Here is a 15,297-nt window from a genome sequence, read left to right as displayed (position 1 = left end):
CGATGGTCACGTGCAGGCGCTCACCTTAAATTGCCGCGCGCCTGCAGCTGGGGCCTTGCTTCACGCATTGCGGTCACTCCTTGCACCATTGCATCTGGCTCTTAATTTGGACCAAACTTAGGCGCACGCGTCTGCCAGCAGGTCAAGCAGTAAGATTCCAATGGTACTGGGAGTCCGACACATTCTTACAAATAGAAATAGCTTTCAAGAATGTTGTGTTATGCGATACAATAGTAAACATGCAAACAAGATTGGAATGTAGAGAGTGGCATTGAGTAGTTGTTGCTTTTGTCGTGTCCCAGATGTTGGTATGACCAATGTTTTTTTTGATTCTCTTCTGCATTGCACGTTAATTGTATATAATTTGAGTTGCTATACTCTAAACAGCCCTCTCTACGCAAAGGACGCGCATGGTGAATGACAAATTATTAGGTAGCCAGCTTGGTAGCTATATCCTCGTGAAGGATTTGGGTCACGGGGCCTTCGGTAGTGTCTACCTGGGACAGCACTTCTTGCTGGAGCACAAACCTCCTGTAGCGGTCAAGGTCTTAAATACAACCCTGAACACACAAGAGGAGATAGATCGTTTCTTTCAAGAAGCGGTGATTCTCGACAAATTGACTCATCCAAATATCCTTCCAGTTGTAGATGCAAATCTCTATGAAGGCTACCCCTTCTTTGTTGCGGAATATGCGCCCGGTGGTTCATTACGCGACCATTTGGACAAGTTCAATAGCAGTTTGATGCCTCTGATGGATACGATGCATTTGCTTAATCAGGTTGGGCAAGCCTTACAGCATGCTCATGATTTAGATATAGTGCATCGCGATCTCAAGCCTGCCAACATTTTGTTTAATGCTGATGGAGATGCATTGCTGGCAGACTTTGGTATCGCTATTCAGTTACAGAAGACACGCCGTGTGGATGAAATAGGCACGCCGCCCTACATGTCGCCCGAACAGTTTAAAGGTAAAGTGAGCAAAAAGAGTGATCAATATGCCCTGGCCTGCATTGCCTACGAACTTCTCACCGGGCAACAACTTTTTACGGCAGATGACCCTTATACGATTGGCTACAAACACATTTATGAAGCTCCGATTGAGCCCCGGGAATTGAATCCTGATATTCCGCCTGAGATTGAGGCGGTAATTTTAAAAGCGCTCTCAAAGGAACGTGATGATCGTTATGACAGTGTCGCAGATTTTGTGAGAGCACTGCGTCTGGCGGCTGGATTGCCAATTTCTACGAGTACGCCACTGCCACCGTTACCCAAAAATCCTACTCCGGAGATCAAGCCAGCTCAGGCGCCGGATAATGATCTTTGGGATATTGAGCCTGAAGTACCTGGGCGTCCCGCTGTAAATATCCGTAGGGCCAGCCAACTATCTGATCCTCATCAAACACAGTTAGAAGGTATCAGTAATGCTGGCAGTGGCATACAAAAAACGCCTCAAGCCCGTCCACCCATGCATATCACAGGTGGGAACGGCATGCAGGCATTGCTCGTCTGGTCTGTGAATACAGGTTTAGATCATACCTATTATTCAGAGCCGGCAGTGTTTAATGGAATTTTGTATGCTGGCACCTACACAACAAACGTTGATAATCCTAATCGAGAGGCGAATCAATTGCGGGCCCTGGATGCCGCAACAGGCCAGCCTCTCTGGGCTGTAACGACGAGCTATGGCATCTATGATGCACCGGTTGTTGCCAATGGGACCGTCTACGTCTGTACGGGAAATATCAATCTACCTGGAGAGGTTTATGCGATTGATGCTTGTACTGGTGCTGTCCGTTGGTCGTTTCCTACCATCGAATACATCAAGGTCAAGCCAACAATTGCCAATGATATGGTATACGCATATCCAGAACATGGTGTCTATGCTCTAGATGCTGAGACCGGAAGAGAATGTTGGAGCGTCACGATCAAAGCAGGTATGGCTAATCGTCCAGTGGTTGCCAGTGGCAAGATGTATCTGGGAACTGAACGTGGCTACAGTTATGAACTGGATGCCCTGACGGGGCAAAAACTCAATACCTTCTCTGACATTGGCGATATACTCGCCGCCGAAACGACCGTGGATGGAATCACTGCTATTTGTTTGCTGAATGGTGATCTCTATGCGATGGATATGCGGACCCAGCAGGTATTCTGGACGTTACAAATGGATAAGCATCTTTCAGGGGATCTCATACTCAAAAATGGAATTGCCTATGTTGGTGCGCATGGTGGATTTGTTGGAGATTCTTCCAATACCAAACTCCACGCCATTGATACCAAAACTGGAAAAATTCTCTGGATTGCTCATCTCAAGCATGAAATTGAATCAGCGCCTGTTATTGTCGAAAATCTAATTTGTGTTAGCACCTTTGGGCGAGAATTGTATGGGATTAGTGCTCAGAATGGACAAATACTTTTTACTGCTAAAGTGGGTAAAGGGAGAATTAATCGTCCTTCCATTGAAGATGGCATGGTTTTCGTGAGCACGAGCGAAATGCATGGTTTGCAAGTGAAATAGCAATTCTCCCAGGCAAGCGGAATTTTCAGAATTCATCATATGCGGCTTCCGGCAGACAGTGGAAAATATCCTCCCTATAGTATTCGTGTTTGTACGAATACTATAGGGAGGATATTTTTTTAACGAGGGCTCAATGTTTGATACATACCAGCCACATACTGGGCAATTTGATCCAGGACTGTGATAGCTGGTACGACATCTTTTAAGGCTTGCTTTTTGATAGGCAGGTCTGCCGTTCGATAGCTTACAGGATTGTATGCCAGTAAACGTTGTTGAAGTGCCTGGAGTTGTTGCAGGTTTTCACTAAATTGTTGGATGGGGAGCGACGAGGCGTTTTGCTGTTCTGCGCCTCTTGCCAACCCTTCTAGCTGTGTCAGCATAGCATCAGCAGAACGTGTAAATGACACGAGATGCGGCAATTGGTTCTGTTTATCGAGCAAAGTAGAATGGGTGGATAGTGCATTGATACAATCCCACAGCTGTTGACTATTGAGAATCAATGTTTCCCATTGCTCTGCATTCCCGCGCTTCCGTTTGGGTTCTGCCAATAAGCGTTGATAGGCAGCAGCAACGTCGTTATTGGCCAACTGAGCTTTTTGAGCCTGTTGACGAACAAGATGTGGTTGCCAGGGCTGATTGAAGTAAACCGCGAGTACACTGCGTAAGAACTGACGGTTGGTCTCGATTGCCTTCGCGAGTTGTTTTGGTAAACGTTCACTTTCCCATTGTGGCCATAGAAGATAACCAATGAGAAGAGCGAGCACACCACCGATCAAGGTATTGCCAAAACGGAGCAGGGCAATGCTCCAATGTCCGGGTGTGTCCAGCGAATTCAAGAGGAGCGAAAATGGCGTGATAAAGATGACATAGATTTTGTATCTGTGCTGATAGTAGGTAAAGGCAAAGACGCTACACAATACGATTAAAACCAACATATCGAAGGGAACACGGATAAAAGCTACCGCTAGCGCTGCTAGCAAGGCACCAAAGAGAGTAAAGCCAACTCGTTCGAATCCTTTTTTTATGGTGGTACTGAACTGTGATTTCAAACAAATAGTAATAGTCAACGAAATCCAGAAGCCATGTTCAATCCCGAACAACTTGTAAATTGCAACACCAATAGCCATTGCGAGACCAAACCGAACTGCATGCCGGAAGGTAGGAGATTTCCATGTCAATGTGTTGAACCAATCTTTCAAAAAGTGCGAGCGCTTCTGTCGATATGCTTTTCGTATAGCACTTACTTGAAATCCATGGAGATGTTCTTCATCAGCTTGATTAATGGTATCTATCATTATCATTAAAGTATGGATGAGTTCTTGGAAGATATGGAGGAGATGAAGAGCATGAGAGATTGCTCGATACTCCTTTGGTTGAGGAAAGCGCTGTAAGCTGATCTTATGAAGTATGGCAGGCGTAGCTGTGTGATGATAGTGTTCTGCTTGTACCATTTCTCTATTGTACAGTTCCTGAAGCGCCTGTTCACGCCCGGTGAGTTCAACGACGACTTGATCAAGGACAGTACGTTTAATGGTACGTTTATTCTGGCGTGTGGCCTGCGTTATCTGATCGAGGACGATTGCTATCTGTTGCAGACCGTGTTCTACGATCTGTTGTGTCTGTGTGGATAGACCTACCTGCGTTGCATGTTCCAGGGTTTTGGTCAGTGATAATGCTGTATGAAAGAAGCGATCCGCATGCAATGTCAGCAGGCTGAGACGCCGTATTTCAGCGGTTGTTTCTTCATCATTTGCATGGGCAGAAATAACCATGCTGTGGGCATTGTTTCGTTTTTCCCAGATCTGCCCCCGGGTTTTCTTCATCGTAGAATGATTAAACTGAAACAGATTACGTGTGAAAGTTGCTAATGTACGGTAGTAATCTGTTACGACTTGAGTTTCAGGTTGGTAAGGACGTATCGGCCACAACCAGAGCGAAACGACAATCGACCAGATTCCACCAATAGCTAACGCCAGCATTGTCAGGAATGTTGCGTCTATATTTGCGGCTGGCTCGCTGAGCAGGAGTGCAAAGACGTTAATACTCATAGCGCCAATACGTGCATATGAGGAGCCATAAATACTGAGCATGGAGAAGAAGCAGCACCAGAGAAAGGCGACTAGAATGGCGAGCCAGGCAAACTGGCTGGCAAAAAAGGCGACCAGCGCGCCGATTAGATAAAAGATCACCGCCTGCCCCATGGTTGTAGCCTGAGTGCGATAGGTACCGCCAATACCTGAAAGGGCAGTATACATTCCTCCAAACATAATAATGGCGGCAAACCTGCTTTCGCCTAAGAGCGGAGCTATAAAGAGTGGAGCTGCTACTATCAGGGCTATGCGTAAACCATAGAGAAGATCAGAACGTGGCACCTGTAAGGAGAGGCTAAAGAAGCGCCGGAGATAGTGTTTGAGCTGTTCCCCGGGCGTATGCTTTTTTTTCATAAATGCTTTTCCTTATTTTGTAGACAATAACCGTTGAAGAACTGGAAGTGCCGCTGTGATACATTCTCGATCCTCACTGGTAAGCTGCGTCAGACGCGTTTGCAGAGAATGCAAACGGGCGCGATCATACAAATGCACTAATTGTCGTCCATGCTCAGTTGGGGTAATCCAGACCATCCGCCAATCGGCCGTATCGTGATCTCGTGTGACATAGCCAAGTGCAAGTAAACGCTTCACCATAGCAGTCATCGTAGGGGCAGTCACACGGAGATACTCTGCCAACTCTTGCATGGTACAGCGTTCGTGTTCAACTAACACCCGGAGAAACGCCAGCTGATTGGTTGTGACGCGGAACTCTGAAAGATCATGAGACTCTGGACTATCCATGGAGGCGGTCGTGTTTAAAACATCCGTGTAGAGGTCGCGCAAGATAGATGGCACAATATTAAGAATAGAACTGGCTAGCGCGTAGATACTAAGTTCATCGTCCTCAGATTGGATTTTGGACACAGGATTCCTCAAAATAGTTTTTTAGTGAATTAGTTAGATAGTCTAAGTATACCACAGTTTGTCGAGCAAGCAAAGGCTCTTCAAAAAGAGGGAAGTAGATGATATGGACGTATTTGCTGGATTACAGAGAAATGCGTTGTGTTTTCTGATCATAGTGTTTATCTCTCTATCAAACACTTTGTATGAATAAAAGCGTATCGAGTATTCGATACGCCCTTTGCTTGATAGTGAGTCTAACATTGACAGATGTAAATCTACGAATGTAATTTGCTGCTCAGGAATACTTTTCAGATCAAGCACTAAAGGTACTTGTGTACATGTGCTGGCATGTTTTTAGTTGTGCTGCAAAACTACAGGATGGCTTTTGTAGGAAGGAAAAGATAGTGACTATACATTAAATGTGGTGGGGAGCACGATAACTTCTTGTCCAGGTTCTAAATCTGTTTTTAAGCCGTCATTTCCGCTCACCAGTTGGTTGTCCACAAAAATACGTACGTGCTCACGAATGGCGCCTTCCTCAGTGCATAGCCGTTCCCAGAGGAGAGGATGTGCTAGTTTTAAAGCAGTTAATAATTGTTCTACAGTATTGGCAGGTAGTGAAATCTGGCTTTTCCCTCCACTATATGCGCTTAATGTTGAAGGCAAGCGTAAGGTTGCAATTGACATTTCTTCATCGCTCATAGACACCTCGTCAATTCATCATAGATAGTTTCTGTAGTGGGAATTCTCTACAAAAAGGAAAAATGAGCATACATATGTTCTATGGTTTGGTGCCAGTATACGAGGAAGTCTGACAGATTGCAAGTATTCCATTGAGCGCATTTAGCTTGAGTACCAGGAAAAATAGTATCTCTAGTCGTGACTGGTTGTATGGGTAAGAGCTCACATTGTGTTGACATTCCACAACAAACTTTGTTATACTGAAGAGAGCGGAGTTGATTGTGAACAAAAGCAGAATACTTTGAGGTATTGGTCTTGCCAATTTATTGCAAACTACGCTTGCTGCTTGCCCGGGCAAACGTTGAGCGAGCCAGGCGGGGTGAGCCCGCACTGAGTTTGCGTCGATTAGCCTATGAGAGCGGCGTCTCGCTGAGTGTACTGGCTGTTCTTCATACCGGAAAGAGCCAGCGCATTGATTACACTACAATTGATCATCTTCTCACGTACTTTAGCCGCTACTTTCTGGTTACGACCGATGATTTGCTGAAGTGGGAACACACACAAGAGCGGAATATTTCTCTCGAATATCCTTCTTTTCCTGATAAGCCCACACAGGAGACATCATTCGCCTGACCGTTTTTTTTGAAAAAGAGGATTTTATGGCAGTTCTTTTAAAATCTCGCAAAGAGGTTGATAACTTACGCGAGGCAGGGCGTCTGGTAGCAGAGACATTTGAGGTGCTTCGCCCATACGTCAAGCCAGGCGTATCGACAGATGAGCTTGATAAGATTGCGGAAGATTATATTCGGGGCAAAAATGCCATTCCTTTGTATAAAGGATATGGCGCCCATCCCGGTGGGCATGGTCGACCAGCCGTTCCCCCGTTCCCGGGTACGATTTGTGCCTCGGTGAACGAGGTTATTTGTCATGGTATTCCTAGCACCGATAAAATATTGCAAGATGGTGACATTATTGGTGTCGATATCGGTGTTCTGCTCAATGGCTGGTCGGGTGACTCTTGTATGACCTATGGAGTTGGGAATGTAAGTGCGGAGGCGCAGCGTCTTATGGACGTTACTCGTAAATGCATGGATCTTGGTATCGAGCAGGCTCGCCATGGGAATCGTTTAGGCGATATTGGTGCTGCTATTCAGACGTATGCGGAGGCCCAGGGCTTTTCTGTCGTGCGTGATCTGGTTGGTCATGGTATTGGGCGTTCCCTGCATGAAGATCCCAATGTACCTCATTATGGACGACCACATACAGGGTTGCGCATCCAAAGGGGGATGGTTTTTACGATTGAGCCGATGATCAATATTGGTACTTACGAGACGAAGACCCTGCCTGATCGCTGGACGATTGTCACCGCTGATGGCAAACTTTCAGCTCAGTATGAGCATAGCCTGGCGATCACCGATGGTGCACCAGAAATCCTAACGCTTGTTTAATTAAGCTGCATTGTACAAGTGTTCGAAGAAGGGGAAAGATCATCTTATCAATGTTCTTGCCCCTTCTTCATGTTGAGGAGCTAACTGAGGAGCACAAGCAAGCAGCATCAGACTATTAGTCTGGTCAAATATTGAGAGTTGTGCTATCTTATGAACAGGACAATTTTATTGGGAATACTCGTCCTCACAGATCGTAATACATTCTTAGAGGAAATGCTTATGGATAGTTCTCTTCAACGTGCTAATCCCGCTTTAGAAGATAAAGGGGGCATTGTCATCTCAAATGCTGAGGAGGAGGAATTGGCTGCTGAGGAGGAACATCATGTCCACTTGCCCAATCCTAGTTTGTGGCCTGTTTTACTCAGCGTCGCAATTCTGGTTGCGGTAATTGGTTTGTTGTTCATTCCCGATGCTCCATATCTAACGCTGGTTGGTGCAGTCTTTATTCTGGTTGGCATCCTGGGATGGGCACTAGAAGATCCGATGGCTAAACCAAAGGAAACCTATGTTTCTTCTCCGCTGTTGGCTGGGGCACTGGCAAAATTCCATCTTGGCCAGGAAATTCTAGCGAAAAATGGTGAGCTTCTTGGCACCGTGCAGGCTCGCCTGGGTAACTATATTCTGGCTGACCGTGGCGGACTTTTCTCGCGGGTATACTATGTGCCACTTCATTTTATCGATGATGAAATTGTAAATGATACTATTCATTTGAAGGTAAATGAGGTTGATCTGCTTAAGCGCGGCTTGGACCGTGTACCAGCCGATCTTTATGATGCATCGCCTGAGTACGGTGTACCTCATGTGAAGGGCGTGCCAATGTTTGCTCGTGGCCCGCTGTCTCCTGCTGAGACAGGTCACTATAATTACGGCCCAAACTTCCCTGGTATCAATACCGATGCTGCTGGCTCATACTATCCTGAAGAGGTGAGACCGACGCCGCAACGCTATGTGTCTGAGCGCCGTAGCTACAATACGCGGAAGTCAATTCCTCCTCGACCAGCGGTCGCAGAATAAGAAGCAGGAGCTGTGAGTGAGACTCGCAGTTCCTCTTTTTTGCTTATTGGTTCAGTTCCTACTCGGGCGTATCTTATTCATAGGTATAGAATCCTTTGCCACTTTTCTTGCCATATTGTCCCGATTGTACCATGCGGCGCAGCAGTGGAGGGGGGGCATAGAGCGGATCTTTATATTCGTTATAGATCGCCTCAGCCGCCCAGAGCGTCGTGTCGAGCCCTACATAGTCTAGTAGTGTAAAGGGACCCATTGGATAGCCACAGCCCAGCTTCATGGCTGTATCGATATCGTCACGCGTAGCCATCCCATTTTCGAGCATCCTGATAGCCGAGATCAAATAAGGAATTAAGAGGAAATTGACAATAAAGCCCGCTGTATCTTTGGCAAGCACGGATGTTTTGCCTAACGTCTGTGCGAAATGTTGCACTGTTTCGATTGTTTCCTCAGAGGTTGAAATGGTACGGACAATTTCTACCAGTTGCATGACCGGAGCTGGATTAAAGAAATGGAGCCCAGCAATCTTATCTGGTCGTTTCGTGACGGCGCCCATCTGTGTTATGTTTAGTGAAGAGGTATTACTGAGAAGCAAGGCTTCTGGCTTGAGGAGATGATCAAGGGCAGGATAGAGACGCAATTTCTCTTCCATATTCTCAATGACTGCTTCAATAATCAGATCACAATCAGCCAGATCCGTTAAGCCAATCGTTCCCTGTAAGTTCTGGCGATATTCCACTGCTTGTTGTGATGTGATCTTCTTCTTCCCCTCCATTTTATCCCAGGCACTATAGATACGAGACAATCCTTTCTCTAATAAGGGTTGGTTCACCTCGCGAACAATGGTCTGATAGCCAGATTGTGCACAGGTTTGAGCAATACCACCGCCCATCAAGCCGCATCCGATAACGCCAACTTTGCGGATTTCCATGGATGCTTCTCCTTCTCTGTTTTTTTGAGATAGCCATCTAACTCATCTATAAAAAAGTCCTATTCTAAAGTTTGGGAAATAAGATTGGTGTACTCTGTGGATTGAAATTCATGCCATCGTGCCAGCAGAGCGGCAATGAGCGGCTTCCCCTCCAATTGTCGCTCTTGCGCGGTACGCCAGGTGGTAAAGGGACTATGCGCTGCTACTGCCGGTCCGAGCCTTGTTTTGACAACATCTGAGTAAACATCTTGCAGGGGTGGAAAAATGGTGGCTTGTTGGGCGTCTTCGAGATAGAAATAATGACCATATTGGCTGTACCATTGGCGAATATCATCCTGTCTTAAAATGATTTTTCCCTGTTCCTGTTCCTCGGATGGATAGTTAATGGGCCCAATTGGAAAGCAGTGCAGATGTGCATGAAAAACCGTCTGATGAAAGATGCCATGCTCCCAATAAGCAGGAGGAGCGTAATAGCGAGCAAAGAAGCGTTGTACTTCGCGCTTTAATGAAAATAATTCCTCATCAAGTGTAGCGGGTACCGTACCATAGCAGGCATAATGTTGTTTAGGAATAATTAAAATATGTCCCGCGAGCAGTGGAGCGTGGTCAGCAACAAGGCGGAAATTGGGAGTTTCCTTCATGACAAGGGAGGCAATAGCATCAGTCTGGCAAAAGGTACATTCGGAATAAATTGTCTGAGTTTCTCTAGAGACGCTACTCTGGTGTTGCATGCAAGTGACTCCTTACTGGCGTATTATTTTCTCTAGTCTGAGTATTATAAATGTTACCAATACACATTGCAAATAGAAAGAGAAAATACACAAGTTATCAGCGAATAACTCTATTGAGGTTTTTGGGTTGACCGCTTATAGTACGAGAGGCGCAATCTTCCTCCAATAAAAATGCGTATCTCATCCCTTGAATGATGGAGCGGAGTGATGACGTATCTGGCTAGCCAGCGTGTCGGAAGCCTGCTTCCTTCATCGTGAGGGAGTCGCCTTCTGTAAGTATTCCCGCATTAATGACTTCAGCAATGATTAGCGTTGAGTCTCCTGCGGGAACTGTGTTTTGCACTTTACAGGCAACCCACGAAAGCGCGGCTTGGAGAATTGGATAGTTGTTCTGTTGCAGGATATAGGGGACACCTGTGAGTTTATCGGGATGTTTAAGGTAAGATTTGCCCAGTTTGCCTGCCAGCTCTTTTTGTCCGCTTTGGAGAACATTAATAGTGAAGGTCTGACTGTGCTGAATCATTGCTAGTGATTTTGCATCGTTTTCAATTGAGAGCGCCAGTAATGGTGGTTCAAATGAGACCTGGGTCAACCAGTTGGCTGTAAAGGCATTGACGATATCATCGTCTTTACACATGACGACATAGAGTCCATAGGTGAATGAACGTAAGGCTTGCTTTTTGACTATCGGGTCCATGCTTATTTACACTCCTCTTTGAATTTATCGCACGCTTTCATTGTAACCTGCATGGAAGGAACGTTACCAGGGTTATCGTAGTGCGTTTAGTTTGTATCTACTCATCATGAAGGATAAGGGTAGACTAGATAATAGAGATTACTTGTCCTCCCGTCATCTTCTGGAGATCCTGTGGTGTGAGCTGAAATACGGCAAATGGTGTACCCGCTGCTGCCCAGATATGTGTGTATTGTAAAAGATCCTGATCAATAAAGGTCTGGATAGGGGTTGGATGCCCGATAGGTGCAACTCCACCAACAGCATAGCCAGTATGTGTACGGACAAAATCAGGACTGGCTCTCTCAATAGGCTCACCTATCAATGTGCCTAGTTGTTTTTCGTTCACGCGATTTGAGCCACTGGCTACTACCAGGACTGGTTTATGGGTGATCCGGGTGGTAAAGATAAGTGATTTTACAATTTGAGCAACCTGACAACCAATGGCCTGTGCAGCATCTTTGGCCGTGCGTGTGGATTCCGCAAGTTCAATCACCTGAGATGAATATCCCTTATCCTGTAATATTTCTTGTACAAATTTAGCCCTGGCTGTTAATTCTTGTACCATGAAAAAGATTCTCCTCATTCAGGAAGATTTTGGAAGAGTGAGCAATTATAGCTTTTGTGTATTATAACACAGTTTCAGGGATAATTCAGGAGGATAAAAACAGCGTTTGTGGTACCAGATATCACTCTTATATCAGATATCGCTCTTAATAGATTTGATCTGGGTAAAAGAGAGAATAGCAGGTACCATAATATTCAAGCCTGTTTGGCACAGAGCTGGCGGCTGGTTGGTTCGGCGCAACAGAACCAGGATTCAGACAAATGCGGAAGATCTTTCCGCTCTCCATATTGGCGCATCGCTTTAAAGGCTGAAAATTTCTGACCTTGCAGAGCTAATGCACGCGCTTTGATCTGGAAGAAGGTCATGATAGAGTCTGTATTCATTTGATCTGCCTGTTCAACCAGAGATGCTATCTGAGCCTGAAGTTGATCCATACGTGGATCGTTGTGTTGCCAGCGATAGCCAAAGGCATCGGGATCAAATTCGCCTATCCATTCTGAGCTTCCTGGTGTCTCAAGGTGGGCAGATCCAGGCGGAATGAGCAGACGAATTGAGAGATGAACGGGATCAATGTGTTCAATAAGATGATTTACTTCGAAAAAGGTAAGCAATTCAAGATAGCTTTCCAGGGTTTCCCAGGGGGTAAATGGCAACAAAGATGGACGCAGCGTGATGCCTACGCGTTGTGTCTCTTCAAATGCGGCTGCTACGTCGGCAGCAGTATGATTTTTCGCCAGCTGTTGCAGTACATCGTTGTTAAGCGATTCTACAGCCGATACAATGAAGATACAGCCTGTTTCTTTCAATTCTGGTAGGAGATGGCGATGTTGTAGGAGATGCTCAATTTTAATCGTCGCATCGAAGGTCAATGCGGGAAACTCCTGATGCATAGCTCGAGTAATGCGCAGCGCATGCGTGGGACCATTCCAGAAATCTGGATCGCCAAAAGTGATATGTTGAGCGCCCCGTGCAACCTGAGCACGAATGTCGGATAGTACAATCTCGGCTGGGACGGCGAAGAAGCGACCATGATAAATGGGAGTGATTGGACAGTGTACACAGGTATGTTTACAGCCACGGGTGGCCTCTGTATAGCCGACAACGCGTGAGTCATTTCCCCACTCCAAATGAGCATAGCGCTCAAGCTCTGGAAGGTGGCTACGTTCGGGAACAATAAATGGTGTTCGCTGAATCCAGGGCCCACTGACATGCGTCCGAGTATACACGCCTGGAACGTCCTCACGGCTGCCTGTGTCTGTGGCTGCAATTAATTGACAGAGAGGAATTTCATACTCACCCCCGATGGCTGAATCAATTGCGTTTTCCTTGAGCAGATGGTCAGCATTCAGTAGGGCGTAAAGTCCATACAGATTGATATGTGCGGCTGGATTCAGCGTGCGAATACGTTGTGCGATCTGTTCTCCCAGGCGCATTGCGGTATGCATAGGTACCGAGATGGCGACAAAATTCGCTCGATGAATCTGCTCATCGGTGAGTGCATCGATTGACGTATCAACACATACCGGTGTATAGCCAGCCTGTTGCAGCATCGCCGACAGGGATGCCAGGGTGAATGGCTGGTGTCCCAGTTCATAACATGAGATAAGAAGAATCTCTCTGTTTTTTTTCATTTGCTTCGTGGCGCGCCTCCACCTTTGCTTTTTTGACCACCGCCAGAGCCAGGGGTATCAGGGCTCCAACCGGCTGGCATGGCCGCATCATGTCCGAAGAAAAAATCTTCCATTTGTTCACGTAAAATCTTCCGTGATTCGGGATCAGCCATATTCAGTCCATAGTGGTTGATAATTAAAACTTGTTGTGCAGGCCACATATTGTACGCCTGTTGTGATATTTGTTCGTAAATGCGTTGCCCTAGTTTTCCTGGAAACGGCGGTTTCTCTAATCCAGGCAACTCGCGTTGGAGCTTTACGCAATAAACTATTCTTGCCATAGGTTGAGTTCTCCCCATAGATGGGCGTATCTGGTCAGGTATTCGATGCTAGTAAAGTAGAACGTAACAAAATACTCAGCAAACATGGACGCTGGTATTGAATCATTCTCTCAACGTCTTTTTCATTCTCCTTCTTATTGTACTATGTGAGTGGGTATCTTTGCATCCCACCAGGAACGGTAATCTGGTGGGAAAACTGTTTGACAGTTGCTGCGAGATTTGTTACGCTTTCCTGGAATCTTTTGTCTATGGTGCGCTCCTGGACAGTGTCGCTTTAAGAGGAAGGAAAGATTCTGGCAGGAAGGATTAAAAAGATGGATAGCACACTTTCATCGTTGCAGAGGCGACCACGTGTTTTATTCTTTGGAATTGAATGTGATTTCTCATTGATCGCACTGCAGTCTTTATTGGAGCAAGCGATTGATGTCCTGGCGGTCGTCGTATCCCAGGCTGGAACTATGCTTCCCGGTATTCATATCCCTTCCGCTATTGTCTCCATTACGCCTCCTCGTCAAGCTGGTCGTATATTACCCATGAAGAAGATGGCTCCGACTTCCATTGTGCAACTGGCCTGGGAACAGCGTATCCCTGTCTGGCAAGTAAATAAACCAGGGGATGCAGAAACTCTAAGCATCCTTTCTGCCTATCAGGCGGATCTTATCTGTGTCGCTTGCTTTGCTACATTTATTCCTCCATCGTTGTTAGCATTACCTCGTCTGGGTTGTATCAATCTCCACCCATCCTTGCTACCAGCTAATCGTGGTCCTTTGCCTCTTTTTTGGACATTTCAACGCGGTGATCAACTGACTGGCGCCTCCATTCATATGATGACAGCAAAATTGGATAGCGGGCCTATTCTTACGCAGGAAGCCTTTCCTATTCCCCATGGAATCCGTTATGCGGTGTTAGAACGGCAATGTGCACAGCTTGGCGCCCGTTTACTGGTACAAGCAGTATTCGATCTTTATCATGGTCGCGCCGATCCGCAAGCCCAGGATGAACTGTTAAGTAGTTATTATCCTTATCCGACGGATGATGACTATGTGGTGAACGCTCGTAAATGGACGGCACATCGGCTCTATAATTTTATTCGTGGGGTTGCCAGCCGTGAGCGACCAATTGAAGTGCTCACTGCACAGGGGTATATACTGGCAACCGACGCCACTGCTTATAGTCATAAAGGGGTGCAGGTAAAAGCTGATGATGCAAAGGAAGACAGTGATAAGGCAGAGTGTGTGAGATGTCAGGATGGAGAAGTGCATGTGCTTTTATAAAGAGACTTATCGGCTACTGCTACCTTAAAACCTTGCTTGATAGGGAGGATGACTTTTCGAGTGGGGATTGACACAGTGAGCAACCTGTAGTATTATTCACCTTGTTGAAACAAGCGCTTGTATGTGCAGGCGAGCTGGTGACATTAGCGAAGAGGGTACACCCGTTCCCATCCCGAACACGGTAGTTAAGCTCTTTCTCCCCGATGATACTCCGTGGGCAACTGCGTGGGAAAATAGGAAGTCGCCGTCTCACCCGCCCATGTGGGCGTTTTTTTGTTGTTTCGCAAGCGGTTCAATATAAATAAACAGACGAAAATGCGAATGTCGATTGTCTGAAATGGTAGATTCGCGCTTTCGTCTGTTCTTAGTTTAGCTTTAGTTTCAGTTATACCACTGAGAACTTATCCGAAAACCTACAAGGAGGAAACGCGATCACATTGTTGAAAGCAAATGAGCGCACAAGCCAAGCACAACAAGGTCTGATAGGAACGCGGGCGCTTCTCCCAGCGGATCAGCAGAC

Annotated in this window: 14 protein-coding genes and 1 rRNA gene; 6 read left to right on the top strand and 9 right to left on the bottom strand. The window is 46.2% G+C overall.

Features of this window, described 5'->3' with window-relative positions; genetic code table 11:
• Positions 1–410 precede the first annotated feature (410 nt).
• Positions 411–2,519, top strand: coding sequence for a serine/threonine-protein kinase (locus tag F1593_RS25205; RefSeq protein WP_149404322.1), 2,109 nt, complete (start codon positions 411–413; stop codon positions 2,517–2,519).
• Positions 2,520–2,638: 119 nt separating this feature from the next.
• On the opposite strand, the gene F1593_RS25200 is transcribed toward F1593_RS25205, so the two are convergent.
• The 3 genes from F1593_RS25200 to F1593_RS25190 form a co-directional block, all read right to left on the bottom strand.
• Positions 2,639–4,963, bottom strand: coding sequence for an FUSC family protein (locus tag F1593_RS25200; RefSeq protein WP_149404321.1), 2,325 nt, complete (start codon positions 4,961–4,963; stop codon positions 2,639–2,641).
• 12 nt (positions 4,964–4,975) lie between these two features.
• Positions 4,976–5,473 (bottom strand): MarR family transcriptional regulator, encoded by a 498-nt coding sequence (locus F1593_RS25195; RefSeq protein ID WP_149404320.1) that lies wholly within the window; start codon positions 5,471–5,473, stop codon positions 4,976–4,978.
• A gap of 387 nt (positions 5,474–5,860) precedes the next feature.
• Entirely contained in the window at positions 5,861–6,154 is a 294-nt protein-coding gene (locus F1593_RS25190) for a MoaD/ThiS family protein (RefSeq protein ID WP_149404319.1), read from the bottom strand.
• A gap of 294 nt (positions 6,155–6,448) precedes the next feature.
• Here F1593_RS25190 and F1593_RS25185 point away from each other — a divergent pair, with 294 nt between their 5' ends.
• From F1593_RS25185 to F1593_RS25175, 3 genes are all read left to right on the top strand, one after another.
• Positions 6,449–6,766, top strand: coding sequence for a helix-turn-helix domain-containing protein (locus F1593_RS25185; RefSeq protein ID WP_216368987.1), 318 nt, complete (start codon positions 6,449–6,451; stop codon positions 6,764–6,766).
• Positions 6,767–6,792: 26 nt separating this feature from the next.
• The gene (map, locus tag F1593_RS25180) at positions 6,793–7,581 is read left to right on the top strand and encodes a type I methionyl aminopeptidase (RefSeq protein WP_149404318.1); all 789 of its coding nucleotides are present in this window, start codon (positions 6,793–6,795) and stop codon (positions 7,579–7,581) included.
• A gap of 219 nt (positions 7,582–7,800) precedes the next feature.
• Positions 7,801–8,595, top strand: a complete 795-nt coding sequence (locus F1593_RS25175) for a hypothetical protein (protein WP_149404317.1) — start codon at positions 7,801–7,803, stop codon at positions 8,593–8,595.
• Between the two features lie 73 nt (positions 8,596–8,668).
• Here the strand turns inward: F1593_RS25175 and F1593_RS25170 are convergent, their stop codons facing one another.
• The 6 genes from F1593_RS25170 to F1593_RS25145 form a co-directional block, all read right to left on the bottom strand.
• A complete protein-coding gene (locus tag F1593_RS25170; protein ID WP_149404316.1) occupies positions 8,669–9,520 on the bottom strand; it encodes a 3-hydroxyacyl-CoA dehydrogenase family protein in 852 nt (283 codons plus the stop codon).
• Positions 9,521–9,579: 59 nt separating this feature from the next.
• Positions 9,580–10,251: an HIT family protein gene (locus tag F1593_RS25165; protein WP_149404315.1), complete on the bottom strand. Its 672-nt coding sequence runs from the start codon at positions 10,249–10,251 to the stop codon at positions 9,580–9,582.
• 220 nt (positions 10,252–10,471) lie between these two features.
• Entirely contained in the window at positions 10,472–10,948 is a 477-nt protein-coding gene (locus tag F1593_RS25160; RefSeq protein ID WP_149404314.1) for a flavin reductase family protein, read from the bottom strand.
• Positions 10,949–11,072: 124 nt separating this feature from the next.
• Complete coding sequence (locus F1593_RS25155) at positions 11,073–11,552, bottom strand: YbaK/EbsC family protein (RefSeq protein ID WP_149404313.1); 480 nt, start codon at positions 11,550–11,552, stop codon at positions 11,073–11,075.
• Positions 11,553–11,746: 194 nt separating this feature from the next.
• Positions 11,747–13,183, bottom strand: a complete 1,437-nt coding sequence (locus tag F1593_RS25150) for a CUAEP/CCAEP-tail radical SAM (seleno)protein (protein ID WP_149404312.1) — start codon at positions 13,181–13,183, stop codon at positions 11,747–11,749.
• Positions 13,180–13,503 carry an oxidative damage protection protein gene (locus tag F1593_RS25145; RefSeq protein WP_149404311.1) on the bottom strand — a complete coding sequence of 108 codons (324 nt, stop codon included), beginning with the start codon at positions 13,501–13,503 and terminating at the stop codon, positions 13,180–13,182. Before F1593_RS25145 ends, F1593_RS25150 begins: the two co-directional genes overlap by 4 nt.
• A 314-nt stretch (positions 13,504–13,817) precedes the next feature.
• Here F1593_RS25145 and F1593_RS25140 point away from each other — a divergent pair, with 314 nt between their 5' ends.
• On the top strand, positions 13,818–14,777 hold the full coding sequence (locus F1593_RS25140) for a methionyl-tRNA formyltransferase (RefSeq protein WP_149404310.1): 960 nt from the start codon (positions 13,818–13,820) through the stop codon (positions 14,775–14,777).
• Between the two features lie 133 nt (positions 14,778–14,910).
• Positions 14,911–15,027 (top strand): 5S ribosomal RNA (gene rrf / locus F1593_RS25135).
• Positions 15,028–15,297: the final 270 nt, after the last annotated feature.

Origin of the sequence: Dictyobacter arantiisoli (assembly GCF_008326305.1) — a bacterium.
Classification (GTDB): Bacteria; Chloroflexota; Ktedonobacteria; order Ktedonobacterales; family Ktedonobacteraceae; genus Dictyobacter; species Dictyobacter arantiisoli.
This window is presented reverse-complemented; position numbering and strand designations above follow the sequence as displayed.